The following is a 16,453-nucleotide window of genomic DNA, read 5'->3' on the forward strand; positions in this document are numbered from 1 at the left end:
TTCTCCTCCCTACAGGTTCGCCTGCGCCGCCAGTTGTTCGGCGGTCAGCGCGACGTACGCGGTCTCGGTGTCGCTGCGTTGCGGGTTGCGGCGTGCGGCCAGGATCGCCTTGATCGAATAGACCAGCACGCTGAACACCACGAACAGGAACAGCGCGGTCAGCGTAGTGTTGACGTAGGCATTGGTCACGATCTGGTGCATCTGGCCCATGTCCTTGGCCGGCGCCAGCACTTCGCCGTTGCCGATCGCGGCCTGGAACTTGCGCGCCTGCGCCAGGAAGCCCTGCGCCGGGTTGCCGTCGAAGATCTTGATCAGCCCCGCGGAGGTGGTGCAGATCAGCAGCCATGCTGCCGGTATCGCGGTCACCCAGGCGTAGCGGTCGCGCTTGAGCTTGAACAGCACCACCGTGCCCAGCATCAGCGCGATGCCGGCCAGCATCTGGTTGGAAATGCCGAACAGCGGCCACAGCGTCTTGATGCCGCCGAACGGGTCGGTGACGCCGGTATACAGCAGGTAGCCCCACAGCGCCACGCAACCGCCGGTGCCGACCAGGTTGGCGCCCCACGACTCGGTCTTCTTCAGCGCCGGCACGAAGTTGCCCAGCAGGTCCTGCAGCATGAAGCGGCCCGCGCGGGTGCCGGCGTCGACCGCGGTCAGGATGAACAGCGCCTCGAACAGGATCGCGAAGTGGTACCAGAACGCCATCGTGTCCTCGCCCGGCAGCACGCTGTGCAGGATCTGGGCGATGCCCACCGCCAGCGTCGGCGCGCCGCCGGCGCGGTTGAGGATGGTCTTCTCGCCGATGTCGGCGGCGGTGGCGGTCAGCACGTCCGGGCTGACGGTGAAGCCCCATTCGCTGACCTTGGCCGCGACCGCGGCGACGTCGGCGCCGACCGAGGCCGGCGGCGCGTTCATCGCGAAGTACACGCCCGGCTCGATGATCGCCGCGGCGACCAGCGCCATGATCGCGACGAACGACTCCATCAGCATGCCGCCGTAGCCGATGAACGGCATGTGGCCTTCGTTCGCCAGCAGCTTCGGCGAGGTGCCGGAACTGATCAGCGCGTGGAAGCCCGACACCGCGCCGCAGGCGATGGTGATGAACAGGAACGGGAACATCCCGCCGACCCAGACCGGACCCATGCCGTTGCTGGCGTACTGGGTCAGCGACGGCATCTTCAGCGCCGGCATCACCAGCACGATGCCGATGGCCAGCGCCACGATCGTGCCGATCTTGAGGAAGGTCGACAGGTAGTCGCGCGGCGCCAGCAGCAGCCATACCGGCAGCACCGAGGCGACGAAACCGTAGCCGACCATCATCCAGGTGATCTGCTCCTTGTCGAAGGTGAAGGCCGGACCCCAGGTCGGCGACGCGGCGACCTTGCCGCCCAGCCAGATCGCGGCCAGCAGCAGGACCAGGCCGACGACCGAGATCTCGCCGATCCTGCCCGGCCGGACGAAGCGCATGTACAGGCCCATCAGGATCGCGATCGGCATCGTCGCGACCACGGTGAACATGCCCCACGGGCTTTCCGCCAGCGCGTTCACCACCACCATCGCCAGCACGGCGAGGATGATGATCATGATCAGGAACGCGCCGAACAGGGCGATGGTGCCGGGGATGTTGCCCATCTCCATGCGCACCAGGTCGCCGAGCGAACGCGCGTCGCGGCGGCTGGAGATGAACAGCACCATGAAGTCCTGCACCGCGCCGGCCAGCACCACGCCGACCACCAGCCACAGCAGGCCGGGCAGGTAGCCCATCTGCGCGGCCAGCACCGGGCCGACCAGCGGGCCGGCGCCGGCGATCGCGGCGAAGTGGTGGCCGTACAGCACGTACTTGTTGGTCGGCACGTAATCGAGGCCGTCGTTGCGCAGCACCGCCGGGGTGGCGCGGCTCGGGTCGAGCTGCATCACCTTGCTGGCGATGAACAGCGCGTAGTAGCGGTAGGCGACCAGGTAGATGCTGACCGCCGCGACCACGATCCACAGCGCGTTGATCTGTTCGCCGCGACGCAGCGCGATCGTGCCGAGGCAGAACGCGCCGAGCACCGCAAGCGCGGCCCAGGCGATCTTCGAGAACCCCTTCATGTCCTTCTCCACGGGGGAAAACAGCGCATAGAGTCGGCCCGGCGGCACCGGGGGTCAACGCAAAGCCGTGCTTTCCGGCTTCGACTTTGGTCTAAAGTCGGACTGCCGTCGCAGCCGGCGTGCTGCAGCGCGTCAGAGCCAGCGCACTTTCTTCAGGTAGCGGTACAGCGCCAGGCAGACCAGGGCGACGATGCCGATCAGGACGAAGTAGCCGTAGCGGCCGTGCAGCTCGGGCATGTTGGCGAAGTTCATGCCGTACCAGCTGGCGATCAGCGTCGGCGCGGCCAGCAGCGCGGCCCAGCCGGCCAGGCGCTTGACCACCTCGCCCTGCGCCAGCGTCACCAGCGACTGGTTGACGCTCATCGCCGTGCCCAGCATGTCGCGCATCGCGTCGATGCTGTCGTTGACCCGCACCGAATGGTCGAGCACGTCGCGGAAATACAGCTTCACTTCGTCGGGGATCAGCGGGCTGGTGCTGCGGGTCAGCTGCGACAGCACGTCCTGCAGCGGCGCCACCACGCTGCGCATCTCGGTCAGCTGGCGCTTGAGCGCGTACAGCCGGACCAGGGTGTCGCGGCGGTAGGTTTCGCTGAACACGTCCTTCTCCAGCCGCGTCAGGCTTTCCTTGAACGCTTGGACGATCGGCAGGTAGTTGTCGACGATGAAGTCGAGGATCGCGTACAGCCCGAACGACGGCCCCAGCGCCAGCAGTTCCGGCTCGCGCTCGACCCGCGCGCGCGCCGGCGCGTACGACAGCGCGGCGTTGTGGCGCACGGTCAGCAGGTAGCGCGGGCCCAGGAAGACCAGGGTTTCGCCGTAGACGATCTGCTCGTCCAGCGTCTGCGCGGTGTGCACGGCGATGAACAGCGAGTTGCCGTAGGCCTCGACCTTCGGCCGCTGGTGCGCGTGCTGCGCGTCCTCCACGGCCAGGTCGTGCAGGCAGAACTCCTCCTGCAGCTTGTCGAGGATCTCGTCGGCCGGCTCGAACAGGCCGACCCACAGGAAGCTGCCGTCGTCGCGCGCCAGCACCTCGCTGATCGCGTCGAGGTCGATGTCGAGCCGCTTGCCCTGTTTCGTGTAGACGCAGCAGTTGACGACGCAGGACGGAAGGTCGGGATGGCGGGCCGCGGTCATGCGCGGATGGTGCGTCAGGCGCGGACAGGGAGCAAGCGCCTCCCGACCCCTCTCCCGCTTGCGGGAGAGGGGTTGTCGGCTCAGTGCGCCATGAAGCGGATCGCCTGGCCGCCGCCCGGCGCCAGCTTCAGCGTCAGCGTGTCGCCCGCGGTCACTTCGCGCTGCTCGATCACGATCGACTCGCGCTTGCCCTTCCAGTCCGCGTCGGGGCCGTCGCGGTAGATCTGCGCGGTGTACTTGCGGCCCTTGTCGAGGAACGACAGCGGCACCTTCAGTTCGCGCGGGTTCTCGTCGGTGATCGAGCCGAGGAACCAGTCGTTGCCTCCCCGCACCTTGCGGGCGATCGTCACGTAGTCGCCGACCTCGCCGTTCAGCACCTTCGATTCCTCCCAGTCCACCGCGACGTCCTTGATGAACTGGAACGGGCCCGGGTTCGCCTCGTAGTTCTCGACCAGGTCGGGCACCATCTGGATCGGGCTGTAGATCGTCACGTAGAACGCCAGCTGCTTGGCCCACGTCGTCTGCACGCCGTTGGGCGAGCGCGTCTTCATGCCGAAGATGCCCGGCGTGTAATCCATCGGCCCGGCCAGCAGGCGGGTGAAGACCATGGTGGGCACGTGTTCCGGCGGATTGCCGGGCTGTCCCCAGGCGTCGTACTCGCCGCCGCGCGCGCCCTCGCGCGAAATCCAGTTCGGGTAGGTGCGGCGCAGGCCGGTGTCCTTGACCGGCTCGTGCGGGTTGATCGCGATCTGGTATTTCGCCGCCTCGGTCACCACCTTCAGGTGGTGGCGCACCATGTCCTGGCCTTCGTGCCAGGCGAGATGCACCTTGCCGTCGCGGCCGTAGGCGCGCGCACCGCCGGCGTCGGCGACGTAGCCGGTCTTCACCGCGTGCACGCCCATCTTCCTGTCCAGCGCGAACGCGGCGTCCAGCTGGTCCTCGTAGTGCGCGGCGTTGCCGCCGGTCTCGTGGTGGCCGATCAGCTGCACGCCCTTCGACTTCGCGTAGGCGGCCAGCGCCGGGAAGTCGAAGTCGGGGTACGGCTTGGCGAAGTCGAAGTCGAAGCCGGTGCCGAACCAGTCTTCCCAGCCCACGTTCCAGCCCTCGACCAGCACGCCGCCGAAGCCGTTCTCCGCGGCGAAGTCGATGTGCTTCTTCACGTTCTCGGTCGTGGCGCCGTGCCTCGGCCCGTACTCCCAGGTCTTCCGGTCCAGGTGCATCTCCCACCACACGCCGGCGTACTTCATCGGCCTGAACCACGACACGTCGCCGAGCTTGTTCGGCTCGTTGAGGTTGAGGATCAGCGACGACTCGACCAGCGCGCCGGCGTTGTCGCCGACCTGCAGGGTGCGCCACGGCGTGTTGAACGGTGCGGCGCGCTCGACCTTGGCGAAGCCGTCGCTGCCCGGGGTCAGCGCGGCCTTCAGGCGGCGCTTCTCGACGTGGATCAGGTTCATGCCGGAGTAGTCGACCAGCGCGGCTTCGTGGATCGACAGGTGGGTGCCGTCGGCCAGCCTGAAGGTGATCGGCGTCTGCGCGTAGCCGACTTCCCCGACCGTGGTGCGGTTGTACAGCTGTTCCTCGCGGTTGAACTCGCCGGCGGCGATCCACCACGCGGTGCCGTCCTGGGCCAAATCGAACTCGGTCAGTTCCTCGCCGATCTTCAGTTCCTTGAGGTTTTCCTGTTCGGGGAACTCGTAGCGGAAGCCGAGGCCGTCGTCGTAGACGCGGAACACCACGTCGAAATGGCGGAACGGCTTGAAGTTCTCGGTCAGCGTCACCCGCATCTGGTTGTAGTGGTTGCGGATGAAGCGGCGTTCGCCCCACGGCTGCTCCCAGGTTTCGTCGAACTGCGAGAATTCCGGTTCGCCGATCAGCATGCCGCGGTCGAGCTTCGGTGCGTCGGTCAGGAGGAAGCCCAGCGGCGACGGCGCGATGATCGGCTTGCCGTCGCGCGATACCGCGTAGGCGGCGCGGCCGTCGGTGGAGGCGCTCAATTGCACCGAGATGCGGCCGTCGGGCGAGGTGACGACGGGCGGGGTCGCGGACAGCGCGACGGCCGGGAAGGCGAGGATCGCCAGGGCGAAGAGTCGGGTCAGCATGGGGCTCCTGGACGCCGGGACGGCGGTGGGGTGGAAGCGTTTACAGGAGCCGCATCGTGCGGCAGGCGGCTCAGCGCGACAAGCTGCGCCGCATCAAGCATACGTATGCAATCGCCGCATGCACCGGCAACAGCAACGCGACCCAGGCGCGGTTGTCCTGGTACGGGAACGCGAACGGCAGCCAGTGCAGGAACCAGGCGACGAAGGCGGCGATGGCGACGAGCCAGGCCAGCCAGCGCGAGAACCTCCCGGGGTTGCGCCCGCGCAGCAGTGCGACCGCCGCCGGCAACAGCAGCAGGCACAGCGGGTTCAGCAGCAGCAGGTTCTGGTTGGCCCACGCGGCGCGATGCGCGGTGAAGCCCCACAGGTAGACCAGCAGCGCGCCGCCGACGGCGCACAGCAGCCACAGCGGCAAGGCGAACGCGCCGAGCAGACGCGGGTGTTTCCTGCCGAAGGCGACGATGAGCGCGGCGAGCGCGAGGCCAGCCAGCAGCCACGGCCACCAGCGCCGCGCCCGCTCCGGCGGTTCCGGCGCGATCCGGTGCGGCAGCACTTCGGTTTCCTGCAGCACCAGCGGGTGGCCATCGCTGTTCTTCGCCTCGCGCAGGCTTTCGGCCAGGCGCATCGGCACGAAGGCTTCGTCCCAGCGCGACAGCGGCTTGTCGGCATAGGGCGCCAGGCCAAGATCGAAGCCGAGCCACATCCACGTGGCCGGCGTGGCGAGGCGCACCGATTCGCTGCGGTAGGTGTTGCCGCGCGAGCGCCCGGCCAGTTGCCGCTTCAGCGCGCCGCCGAGCGCGTTGTCGAGCGCGTCGCGCACGCGGGTGGCGCAGTTGTCGCGGAAATAATCGTAGGGGTAGTGCGCGTTCTCGGGCTTCGCGTTCTCGGCCAGGGCATCGGCCAGCGCCTGCGCCTGTTCCGGACGCAGGTCAAGCCACTGGATCTTCGCGCCGCGGCCGACTTCGCGGTAGTAGGCCATGTCCTGCTCGAAGGGCAGGGCGACGAGGTAGTACATCATTTCGCCACGGGCGAAGCGGGCGACGAAGTCGGGTTCGGACGGGTCGAAGTAGCCGAAGTTGTAGCTGGTCGCCGCGCCGGTGGTTTCGTCCACGACCACGATCGCGTTGTGGCCGAAGCGTTCGAAGAAGATCTCGCCCGGCGCCATCGTCACCACGCCGACGCGCGGGGCGGCGGAGGCGAGGGTGGCAAAGAGCCAGAGGACACAGACGACGAAAAGCCGATTCACTGTTCGTCCTCTGGTCGCAACGGGAAGTAAGACCAATCGTAAGCTGCCAGTAATTCTTTGGCCTCCTTGTCGAACTCGGCACGGTAGTAGTGCATGTGCTGGACTGGGAAGGGTGTCTCGATTGCGCCGAGCGTGAAGCCCAGTGATTTCAATTTCGACACGAAAGATTCCAGTGGCCCGTAGGCGAACAGTTGATTGTGCCTATCCCAGACCACGGTGGCTTCATCTTCCTGCGAAAACAACCAGAGGTCGTATCGTCCATCCGCAGAAAGGAACGGCCCGAAGTGCTGCAAAAATTGCTTGATTTCCACCAGCGTCAGATACGGGCTTTGGTAGCGGCCTGCTGCGGCTTCGCCGCGAGGGGTATGCAGCACATAGAGAAGGGAAAAAGGGCCATGCAGGCATTCGGCCATCTGCCCGATGACCAACGGGTCGCCTGCGGGCACTCCCGCGAGAATTCGTTTGTGCCTGCTGCTGTCGTCAATGCGGAAAACGGGCGGATACGAATGGGCTTTCCATTCGCCATCGACAAGATGAGCTAGGCGATGCATCGTGCGTCAGTTGTCCGCCAGCACGGTCACATGGAACGCATGCACCCTGCGTGCGTCCGCCTTGCTCACGCGGAAGGCGAAGCGGCCCAGGGTCAGTTCCTCGCCGGTTTCCGGCAGGTGCCCGATCGCCGCGGTGACCAGGCCGCCGATGGTGTCGTATTCGTCGTCGTCGAAATCCGCGCCGAAGCTCTCGTTGAAGTCGTCGATCGGGGTCAGCGCGTCGACCACGAAGCGGCCGTCGGCCTGCACCGCGATCAGCGCGGCCTCGTCCTCGGCCACGTCGTGCTCGTCGTCGATCTCGCCGACGATCTGCTCCAGCACGTCCTCGATGGTGACCAGCCCGGCCACGCCGCCGTATTCGTCGACCACGATCGCCATGTGGTTGCGCGACAGGCGGAACTCCTTCAGCAGCACGTTGAGCTTCTTCGACTCCGGGATCAGCACCGCCGGGCGCAGCAGTTCGCGGATCGTGCCCGGCCCGTTGTCGGCGACCACGCCGCGCAGCAGGTCCTTGGCCAGCAGGATGCCGAGGATCTCGTCCTTGTCCTCGCCGTGCACCGGGAAGCGCGAATGGCCGGATTCGACCACCTGCCTCATCAGGTCGAGGAACTTCGCGTCCACCGGCAGCGACACCATCTGCGAGCGCGACACCATCACGTCGCCGACGGTGAGTTCGGCGATCTCCAGCGCGCCTTCCATGATCCGCAAGGTGTCGGCCGCGATCAGGCCGTCGCGCTGCGTGTCGCGCAGCAGCTCGACCAGGTCTTCGCGCGTACTGGGCTCGCCGGCGAACGCGGAACTCAGGCGCTCCAGCCAGCCGCGCCTTCTCTCGGAGGGTTTTTCGCCGTGTTCCGTCGAGGAACTACTGTCGTCTTCGGGCATTTCGCGTGGGTGGTTCGGATCGGCACCCGACAGACGGGCATCGGGCCCAGTCTATCAGGATGCGGGCGGCGGTTCTTTTCCGGCCGGCGGCGCGTCATCGGCCGGCGCTTCGCCTTCGTCTTCCAGCGCATCGAGGCTGTAGCTGCAGCCGGCGAGGGTCTTGCCGGGGTGCGAGGCGACGTTGGAGACGGTGAGCACGACCGATTCGTACATCGCCGCGCCGGTGTCCGGGTCGGTGACGTCGGTGGCGCGCACTTCCTTGCCGAACATCGCCTTCTCCGGCGTGTCGAATGCGGTTTCCAGTTCCAGCTGCTTCGCCAGCGGGCGCGGGTCGGGCAGGTCGAGCACGGCGACGATGCCATCGCCGGAGAAGGCGATGCGCTCGGCGTCGTGGCCGAACACGCGGATCGGCGCGTTCAATTCGAATTCGGTCATGAACATGTTGGCCTGCGGCAACGGCTTCCAGCCGAGCGCGACCGCCTTGAGCGGATCCCGCAGCGCCGGCGCGAGCGCACGGAAGTCGGCCAGCTGCGCGCGGCATTCGATCAGCGCGGGCAGGTCGACGCCGGCAGGGGCGGTTTCGCCGGCATTGGCGTGCGGCGCGCCGGCGAGAAACGGCAATGCGAGCAGTGCATGAAGGCGCATGCGCTCAATCCTCGATCGCATACGGGTCGGCGATGCCCAGTTCGGCGAGGATCCCGCGTTCCAGCTGCTCCATCGCCTCGGCTTCCCGGTCGTCCATGTGGTCCCAGCCGAGCAGGTGCAGGACGCCGTGCACGGTCAGGTGCGCGTAGTGCGCGGCCAGCGGCTTCTTCTGCTCCTTCGCCTCGCGCGCCACGACCGGCGCGCAGATCACCAGGTCGCCGAGCAGCGGCATCTTCACGCCCTTCGGCAGCTTGACGCCTTCGGCCAGGTCGGCCGGGAAGCTGAGCACGTTGGTCGCATAGTCCTTGCCGCGGTAGTGGCGGTTCAGCGCGCGGCCTTCCTTCGCGTCGACCAGGCGGATGGCCAGGTCGGCCTCGCGGATGCGGCCCCTCAGCGCCGCCGCGACCCACTTGCGGAAGCTCTGCGGCGCCGGCAGGCCCGCGCGCGGCAGCGCGTAGCTGACGGAAACATCGAGACGGACGGGGCCTTGGGTCATGGCGGTTCTTGGTTCCCGGTTGACGGTTGTTGGCGACAGATTCGCACTTGGCCGAACCCTCCGCGGATATTTCGCATCCCACCCAGCATCAAGAACCAGGAACCGCAATCACGCTGCCGGTCCGGTTTCCGCGTCCTTGCCGTCGCGCGCGTCGTAGGCGCGCACGATCTTCGCCACCAGCGGGTGGCGCACCACGTCCCTGCTGGTGAAGAAGGTGAAGCCGATGCCCTCGACGCCGCGCAGCACTTCCAGCGCGTCCTTCAGCCCCGACTTCACGTTGCGCGGCAGGTCGATCTGGGTCATGTCGCCGGTGACCACCGCGGTGCTGCCGAAGCCGATGCGGGTCAGGAACATCTTCATCTGCTCGATGGTGGTGTTCTGCGCCTCGTCGAGGATCACGAAGGCGTCGTTGAGCGTGCGCCCGCGCATGTAGGCCAGCGGCGCGATCTCGATGACGTTCTTCTCCAGCAGCTTGACCACTTTGTCGACGCCGAGCATCTCGTACAGCGCGTCGTACAGCGGGCGCAGGTAGGGGTCGACCTTCTGGGTCAGGTCGCCGGGCAGGAAGCCGAGCTTCTCGCCGGCCTCGACCGCCGGGCGCACCAGCACCAGCCGCTGCACGCGCGCGTCGTTCAGCGCTTCGACCGCGCTGGCCACGGCGAGGAAGGTCTTGCCGGTGCCGGCCGGGCCGATGCCGAAGTTGATGTCGTGGGTCGCGATCGCGTGCAGGTAGGCGGCCTGGTTCGGGCCGCGCCCGCGCACGGTGCCGCGCTTGACCTTGATCTGCACTTCCTGCGGCTCGTAGCCGCCGCCGGCGACCTGGTCGAGGTTGGCGGAATTCAGGCGCAGGTGGATGGCCTGGCTGTCGAAGGTTTCGCCCGCCGCCTCGTCGTACAGCGTGCGCAGCAGCTTCTCGGTCGCGGCGACCGCCTTCTCCGGGCCGGTGACGCGGAAGATGTTGCCGCGGTTGGCGATCTCCACGCCCAGTTTCAGCTCGATCTGGCGCAGGTGCGCGTCGAACGGACCGGCGAGGTTGGCCAGGCGTTCGGTGCTTTCGGGTTCGAGGGCGAATTCGCGGTGGAAGGCGGTCATGGGGATGTCGTGGGGGCCGGTCGCCATCGCGGCCGGGCAGGTGCGGAAGGATAGGCCATCCGGGCCGGAAGCGGGCGCGCGGCGACCGTCCGTCGGCCCGGGCTTGCGTTTAATTAAATGTTGAATTAAATATTGGGCATGGCAACGCACCCTCACCCAAAGCGGCCCCGGGGCCGGCGGGCGGAAACCCCCGCCGCGGCACCGGTCCGATCCGCCCCGGCCCGCAAGCCCGCGAAACGCGCGCCGGGCCGGCCGAACGTCGATTCGCCCGACCAGCGCACGCGCCTGGTCGATGCCGCGCTGGCCTGCTACGTGCGGCAGGGCATCGTCGCGACCTCGCTGCGCGACATCGCCGCCGAGGCCGGGGTGACCCCGGCGCTGGTGCATTACTACTTCGGCGACGCGCAGCAATTGCGCGACAGCGTGATTGAGGAGCGGCTGCTTCCGGTGTTCCAGAGCGTGCGCGAACCGCTGACCCGGGTGGACGCCGACGACCTGGCCGCGCTGGTCGCCGGCTTCGTCAGCGGCGTGTTCCGCGCGGTCGAGGCGCATCCGTGGTGGCCGGCGTTGTGGGTGCGCGAGGTGCTGAGCGAGGGCGGTGCGCTGCGCGACCTGCTGGTGACGCGGATCGCGCCGGAATTCTCGCGGATGATCGCGCAGCGTTTCGCGCAGGCGCAGGCGCGCGGGCAGCTGAACGCCGACCTCGATCCGCGGCTGCTGCTGGTGACGCTGATCGGCCTGACCCTGTTCCCGGCGGCGGGCGCGCCGATCTGGCGGCAGCTGTTCCAGGCCGACGACCTCGGCATGGACGACGTGCGCCTGCACGCGCTGGCGCTGTTGGACCGCGGACTGGAGCTGAAGCCATGAAGCCATCGCGAACCCTGCTGCTCGCTTCCGCGTTGCTGGCGCTGGCCGCGTGCCGCGACGAAGCGCCGCGCGCGCTCGGCACGCTGGAGTGGGACCGCATCGTCGTGCCGGCGCCGGCGGCCGAGAAGATCGTGCGCATCGACGTGCGCGAAGGCCAGCGGGTGAAGGCCGGCGACGTGCTGCTGCAGCTCGAGGCCACGCGCACGCAATCGCAGCTGCAGGCCGTGCAGGCGCAGACCGAACAGAGCCGCGAAGCGCTGGCCGAACTCAAGGCCGGGCCGCGCAGCGAACAGATCGCACAGGCCCGCGCCAGCCTTTCCGCCGCGCAGGCGCAGGCCGCCGACGCGCGCGCCTACTACAACCGCTTGCAGCCGCTGGGCCGGCAGCGACTGGTCGCCGCGGCCGATGTCGACCGCGCCCGCGCCGCCGCCGGGAACGCCGAGGCGCAGGTGCGCGCCGCGCAGCAAGCCCTGCTGGAACTCGAGCGCGGCACCCGCGCCGAGCAGATCGCGCAGGGCGAAGCGGCGGCGCGGGCGGCCGCGGCACAGGCGGCGGGGCAGCAGGTCACGCTGCAGAAACTGAGCCTGTCCGCGCCGCGCGATGCGCAGGTGGACAGCCTTCCGTACCGGCTCGGCGCCCAGGCCCCGGGCGGCGCGCCGCTGGTGGTGCTGCTGGCCGGCGATGCGCCGTATGCGCGCCTCTACGTGCCCGAGCCGCTGCGCGCCGGGGGCAGGGTCGGCGATGCCGTGCGCGTGCACGTCGACGGCAGCGACAAGACCTATGCCGGCACGGTGCGGATGGTACGCAGCGATCCCAGCTTCACCCCGTACTACGCGCTGACCGGACAGGACGCCGCGCGATTGAGTTACCTGGCCGAAGTGCAACTCGGCGCGGACGCGCGCGAATTGCCGGCGGGCCTGCCGGTGCAGGTCAGCTTCGCCGGAGCGTCGCCATGAGCGCGCCGTCGGCCACGCCCGCCGGCGGTGCGGTGCGCGGCGGCGTCCGCGCCCTGCTGCGCGCGGAGGCGACGCTACTGTTGGCGCTGTCGCTGTGGGCCTACCACCGCCACGGCGCGGGCTGGGGCGTCTTCGCCCTGTGCTTCCTGCTGCCGGACCTCGCATTCCTCGGCTATCTCGCCGGCCCACGCATCGGCGCCCTGGCCTACAACGCGACGCATGCGCTGGTCGGTCCGCTGCTGCTGCTCGCGCTAGGCGCCGCAAGCGGCGTGCGCCCGCTGTTGGCGGCCGGCCTGGTCTGGATCGCGCACGTCGGCTTCGACCGCATGCTCGGTTACGGCTTGAAATACCCCGCGGGCTTCCGCGAAACGCACCTCGGGCGGATCGGTCGCGACCGGCCGTCCGCGCAGCGGGCGCCATGAACGCCGGCGACCTCGCCATCCGTGCCTCCGGCCTGAGCAAGCGCTTCGGCGACCTGCTGGCGGTCGACGGCGTGGACCTGAGCGTGCCGAAGGCGCACGTCTACGGCTTCCTCGGCCCCAACGGCTCGGGCAAGTCGACGACCATCCGCATGCTGTGCGGGCTGCTGACGCCGAGCGCCGGCACGATCGAAGTGCTTGGTTTGCGCGTTCCCGAACAGGCCGAGGCGCTGCGCCTGCGCATCGGCTACATGACCCAGAAGTTCTCGCTGTTCGACGATTTGGGCGTGCGCGAGAACCTCGAGTTCCTCGCCGCGGTGCAGGGCCTGGCGAAGGCCGAGACGAGGCGCCGCGTCGACGAACTGGTCGAACAGTACGATTTCGCCGACCGGCAGAAGCAGCTGGCCGGCACCCTCAGCGGCGGGCAGAAACAGCGCCTGGCACTGGCCGGCGCGGTGATCCACAAGCCCGAACTGCTGTTCCTCGACGAGCCGACCAGCGCGGTCGATCCGGAATCGCGCCGCGATTTCTGGGAAAAGCTCTTCGACCTGGCCGATGCCGGCACCACGCTGCTGGTGTCGACGCATTACATGGACGAGGCCGAACGCTGCCACCGCATCGCGATCCTCGACCGCGGCCGCCTGGTCGCCGACGGCACGCCGGCCGAACTGACCGGCGCGCTGGCCGGGCGCAGCGTGGTCGTGCATTCGCCGCAGCCGCGGCGCGCGCAGCAGGCGCTGGTCGCGGTGCCCGGCGTGCTCAGCGTCGCGCAGATCGGCAATGCGCTGCGCGTGCTGTGCGACGGCAACCACGACGCCGCGGAACGGCTGCGCGCGGCGTTGCGCGCGGCCGGCATCGAGGCGCGCGCCGAAACCGGCGAGCCGAACCTCGAGGACGTGTTCGTCGCCGCCACCGGCCGGCACGACGCGGCGGACGCGGAGCGCGCGGCATGAACTGGCGCCGGCTGTCCGCGATCATGCTGAAGGAGGTGCGGCAGCTGCGCCGCGACCGCATCACCCTGGCGATGATCCTCGGCATCCCGGTGATGCAGCTGATCCTGTTCGGCTATGCGATCAACCTGAACCTGCGCGGCCTGTCGGCCGGCATCACCGACCAGGCCAACACCGCGGCCTCGCGTGCGGTGGTGATGGACATGGTCGCCTCCGGCGTGATCGCGCCGAAGCTGGCCGCGACCTCGCCGCAACAGCTGACCGACGCGTTGCGCCGCGGCGAGATCAGCGTCGGCGTGGTCGTGCCGCCGGACTTCGAGGCGCGCCGCTTCGACGGCCGCGAGGCGGTGCAGGTGCTGGTCGACGGCAGCGACACCGTGGTGCAGAGCGCGGCGATCCAGCTGGCGCAACTGCCGTTGGACACCGCGCCGGTCGCGAACACGCAACCGCTCGGCCTCGGCAAGGGCCAGGTCGGCGTGGTCAGCTTCTACAACCCGCAACGGCGCTCGGCGGTGAACATCGTGCCAGGCCTGATCGGGGTGATCCTGACCATGACCATGGTGCTGTTCACCGGCGTGGCGATCGTGCGCGAGCGCGAGCGCGGCAACATGGAGCTGCTGATCGCCACGCCGGTCAGCCGCAGCGAGCTGATGGTCGGCAAGGTCGCGCCGTACGTGCTGATCGGCCTGCTGCAGACCACGGTGGTACTGGGGCTGGGCATGTGGCTGTTCAAGGTGCCGATCGCCGGCAGCGTGTTCGACGTCTACGCCGCGGCGATGCTGCTGATCGTCGCCAACCTGAGCCTGGGCCTGCTGATCTCGACCCGCGCGCAGTCGCAGTTCCAGGCCATGCAGATGACCTTCTTCGTGTTCCTGCCGTCGATCCTGCTGTCGGGCTTCATGTTCCCGTACGCCGGCATGCCGAAGGCGGCGCAATGGCTGGCCGAGGTGCTGCCGCTGACCCATTTCCTGCGCCTGATCCGCGGCATCATGCTGCGCGGCGCCAGCCTGGCCGAACTGTGGCACGACGTGCTGGCGCTGCTGGCCTTCGTCGTGGTGATGATGACCGCCGCGATCCTGCGCTTCCACAAGCGGCTGGACTAGGCGCGAACGGCATGGCGGCGGATGCTGTCCGCCCCGCCTTGCGGCGTGGAAAGGCCGTCCGCCAACGGGTCATTGCCCGGGAAGCGTCGCGTGCTCGAGCAGATCCGCCGCCAGCTTGGCCCAAGGCGGACGCTGGCTGGCGAACAGCGCTTCGGCGGGGGCGAAGCACGCGGGATCGTCCAGGCTGCCGGCGTAGATCGTGACCATTTCCGGCGCCGCCTCGGGGGTGCCGAAAAGCAGGGAGCCGCACTCGGAACAGAAATTGCGCACGGCGGCCAGGCCGCTGCCGCCGCGGATGCGCGACGCCTTCACGGGGCCGGAGCAGGCGAACGATGCCCTGGGAACGCCCAGGACGGGAACGCCGCCGCTGCCCGATGCGCGCTGGCAGTCGCGGCAATGGCAGACGGCCGCGAACAGGGCAGGACCCGGCGACTCGTATCGCACTGCACCGCAGAGGCAGCGGCCGGTGAACATGGGGACTCCGTCGTCGATGGCAGGGGGCGCAACCACTCCAGGCCGGGGAGAACGCCCGTCCTACGTCGTCGCCACGCGCCCGCGCAGCGAGTTGGTCAGCGCTTCGGTGATGACGACGTCGACGAACTGGCCGATCAGCCGTGGGTGGCCGGGGAAGTTCACCGAGCGCATGTTCTCGGTCTTGCCGGTCAGCTCGTTCGGGTTCTTCTTCGACGGGCCTTCGACCAGCACCGACTGCACCGTGCCGACCATCGCCTGCGAGATCTTCGCCGCATGCGCATTGATGTGCGATTGCAGGCGTTCGAGGCGCGAATGCTTGGTCGCGTCGCCGACGTCGTCCGGCAGGTCCGCGGCCGGCGTGCCCGGGCGGCGCGAGTAGATGAAGCTGAAGCTCTGGTCGAAGCCGACGTCCTCGATCAGCTTCATCGTCTTGTCGAAGTCGGCGTCGGTCTCGCCGGGGAAGCCGACGATGAAGTCCGAGCTGATCGAGATGTCGGGGCGCACCGCGCGCAGCTTGCGCAGTTTCTGCTTGAACTCCAGCGCGGTGTAGCCGCGTTTCATCGCCGACAGGATGCGGTCGCTGCCGCTCTGCACCGGCAGGTGCAGGAAGTTGGCGAGTTTCGGCACGTCGCGGTAGGCCTCGACCAGCGAGTCGCTGAACTCCAGCGGATGCGAGGTGGTGAAGCGGATGCGGCCAATGCCGTCGATCTCGGCGATGGCACGGATCAGCAAGCCAAGGTCCGCGATTTCGCCGTCGCCATACGGCCCGCGATAGGCATTGACGTTCTGACCCAGCAGGTTGATCTCGCGCACGCCCTGCGACGCCAGTCGGGCGACTTCGACCAGCACGTCCTCGAACGGGCGGCTGACTTCGGTGCCGCGGGTGTAGGGCACCACGCAGAACGAGCAGTACTTGCTGCAGCCTTCCATGATCGAGACGAAGGCGCTGGGGCCTTCGGCGCGCGACTCGGGCAGGCGGTCGAACTTCTCTATCTCGGGGAAGCTGATGTCGACCTGCGGCTTCTTCTGCTCGCGGCGCGCGCGGATCAGTTCCGGCAGGCGGTGCAGGGTCTGCGGGCCGAACACCAGGTCGACGTAGGGCGCGCGCTTGACGATGCCTTCGCCTTCCTGCGAGGCCACGCAACCGCCGACGCCGATGATGACGTCCGGGTTCTCCTGCTTGAGCAACTTCCAGCGGCCGAGCTGGCTGAACACCTTTTCCTGCGCCTTCTCGCGGATCGAGCAGGTGTTGACCAGGACCACGTCGGCTTCCGCCGGATCGTCGGTCAGCTCGAGGCCGTCGGAGGCGGCAAGCACGTCGGCCATCTTCGCCGAGTCGTACTCGTTCATCTGGCAACCGTGCGTCTTGATGTAGAGCTTGCCGCGCACGACCGCGGGCTTGCGCGGCGCGGCGCCGGGCAGCGGGACGAGGGTCGGGGTGGGGG

Annotated in this window: 16 protein-coding genes; 5 read left to right on the forward strand and 11 right to left on the reverse strand. The window is 68.5% G+C overall.

What is annotated here, in order from left to right; genetic code table 11:
* Positions 1-9 precede the first annotated feature (9 nt).
* From CSC71_RS09090 to CSC71_RS09130, 9 genes are all read right to left on the reverse strand, one after another.
* Positions 10-2,091 carry a carbon starvation CstA family protein gene (locus CSC71_RS09090; RefSeq protein ID WP_162374048.1) on the reverse strand — a complete coding sequence of 694 codons (2,082 nt, stop codon included), beginning with the start codon at positions 2,089-2,091 and terminating at the stop codon, positions 10-12.
* A 132-nt stretch (positions 2,092-2,223) separates the two neighbouring features.
* Entirely contained in the window at positions 2,224-3,225 is a 1,002-nt protein-coding gene (corA, locus tag CSC71_RS09095) for a magnesium/cobalt transporter CorA (protein WP_162374049.1), read from the reverse strand.
* Positions 3,226-3,305: 80 nt separating this feature from the next.
* Entirely contained in the window at positions 3,306-5,327 is a 2,022-nt protein-coding gene (locus CSC71_RS09100) for a glycoside hydrolase family 97 protein (protein WP_162374050.1), read from the reverse strand.
* 70 nt (positions 5,328-5,397) lie between these two features.
* The gene (locus tag CSC71_RS09105) at positions 5,398-6,573 is read right to left on the reverse strand and encodes a lipoprotein N-acyltransferase Lnb domain-containing protein (protein WP_246192111.1); all 1,176 of its coding nucleotides are present in this window, start codon (positions 6,571-6,573) and stop codon (positions 5,398-5,400) included.
* A complete protein-coding gene (locus CSC71_RS09110) occupies positions 6,570-7,124 on the reverse strand; it encodes a hypothetical protein (RefSeq protein ID WP_162374051.1) in 555 nt (184 codons plus the stop codon). Before CSC71_RS09110 ends, CSC71_RS09105 begins: the two co-directional genes overlap by 4 nt.
* A gap of 6 nt (positions 7,125-7,130) precedes the next feature.
* Positions 7,131-8,006 (reverse strand): CorC family transporter, encoded by an 876-nt coding sequence (locus tag CSC71_RS09115; protein WP_162374052.1) that lies wholly within the window; start codon positions 8,004-8,006, stop codon positions 7,131-7,133.
* 54 nt (positions 8,007-8,060) lie between these two features.
* Positions 8,061-8,651, reverse strand: a complete 591-nt coding sequence (locus tag CSC71_RS09120; RefSeq protein WP_211367946.1) for a hypothetical protein — start codon at positions 8,649-8,651, stop codon at positions 8,061-8,063.
* 4 nt (positions 8,652-8,655) lie between these two features.
* The gene (gene ybeY / locus CSC71_RS09125; RefSeq protein WP_162374053.1) at positions 8,656-9,147 is read right to left on the reverse strand and encodes an rRNA maturation RNase YbeY; all 492 of its coding nucleotides are present in this window, start codon (positions 9,145-9,147) and stop codon (positions 8,656-8,658) included.
* Between the two features lie 108 nt (positions 9,148-9,255).
* Entirely contained in the window at positions 9,256-10,239 is a 984-nt protein-coding gene (locus CSC71_RS09130) for a PhoH family protein (protein ID WP_162374054.1), read from the reverse strand.
* Between the two features lie 138 nt (positions 10,240-10,377).
* On the opposite strand from CSC71_RS09130, the gene CSC71_RS09135 reads away from it, so the two are divergent.
* Genes CSC71_RS09135 through CSC71_RS09155 form a run of 5 tightly spaced genes read left to right on the forward strand, consistent with a single transcriptional unit; the run spans position 10,378 to position 14,534 of the window.
* Complete coding sequence (locus CSC71_RS09135) at positions 10,378-11,106, forward strand: TetR/AcrR family transcriptional regulator (protein WP_162374055.1); 729 nt, start codon at positions 10,378-10,380, stop codon at positions 11,104-11,106.
* A complete protein-coding gene (locus tag CSC71_RS09140) occupies positions 11,103-12,062 on the forward strand; it encodes an HlyD family secretion protein (protein WP_162374056.1) in 960 nt (319 codons plus the stop codon). The genes CSC71_RS09135 and CSC71_RS09140 overlap by 4 nt, the downstream gene beginning before the upstream one ends.
* Positions 12,059-12,484 carry a DUF4260 domain-containing protein gene (locus tag CSC71_RS09145; RefSeq protein ID WP_162374057.1) on the forward strand — a complete coding sequence of 142 codons (426 nt, stop codon included), beginning with the start codon at positions 12,059-12,061 and terminating at the stop codon, positions 12,482-12,484. Before CSC71_RS09140 ends, CSC71_RS09145 begins: the two co-directional genes overlap by 4 nt.
* 17 nt (positions 12,485-12,501) lie before the next feature.
* Positions 12,502-13,434 carry an ABC transporter ATP-binding protein gene (locus CSC71_RS09150; protein ID WP_162374067.1) on the forward strand — a complete coding sequence of 311 codons (933 nt, stop codon included), beginning with the start codon at positions 12,502-12,504 and terminating at the stop codon, positions 13,432-13,434.
* The gene (locus tag CSC71_RS09155; RefSeq protein ID WP_162374058.1) at positions 13,431-14,534 is read left to right on the forward strand and encodes an ABC transporter permease; all 1,104 of its coding nucleotides are present in this window, start codon (positions 13,431-13,433) and stop codon (positions 14,532-14,534) included. The genes CSC71_RS09150 and CSC71_RS09155 overlap by 4 nt, the downstream gene beginning before the upstream one ends.
* Before the next feature lie 69 nt (positions 14,535-14,603).
* Here the strand turns inward: CSC71_RS09155 and CSC71_RS09160 are convergent, their stop codons facing one another.
* Together CSC71_RS09160 and miaB are read right to left on the reverse strand one after the other, a co-directional pair.
* Positions 14,604-15,008 (reverse strand): GFA family protein, encoded by a 405-nt coding sequence (locus CSC71_RS09160; RefSeq protein ID WP_162374059.1) that lies wholly within the window; start codon positions 15,006-15,008, stop codon positions 14,604-14,606.
* A 60-nt stretch (positions 15,009-15,068) separates the two neighbouring features.
* Positions 15,069-16,430 (reverse strand): tRNA (N6-isopentenyl adenosine(37)-C2)-methylthiotransferase MiaB, encoded by a 1,362-nt coding sequence (gene miaB, locus CSC71_RS09165; RefSeq protein WP_162374068.1) that lies wholly within the window; start codon positions 16,428-16,430, stop codon positions 15,069-15,071.
* Between the last annotated feature and the right edge of the window lie 23 nt (positions 16,431-16,453).

This window comes from Pseudoxanthomonas sangjuensis (assembly GCF_010211755.1).
Classification (GTDB): Bacteria; Pseudomonadota; Gammaproteobacteria; order Xanthomonadales; family Xanthomonadaceae; genus Pseudoxanthomonas_A; species Pseudoxanthomonas_A sangjuensis.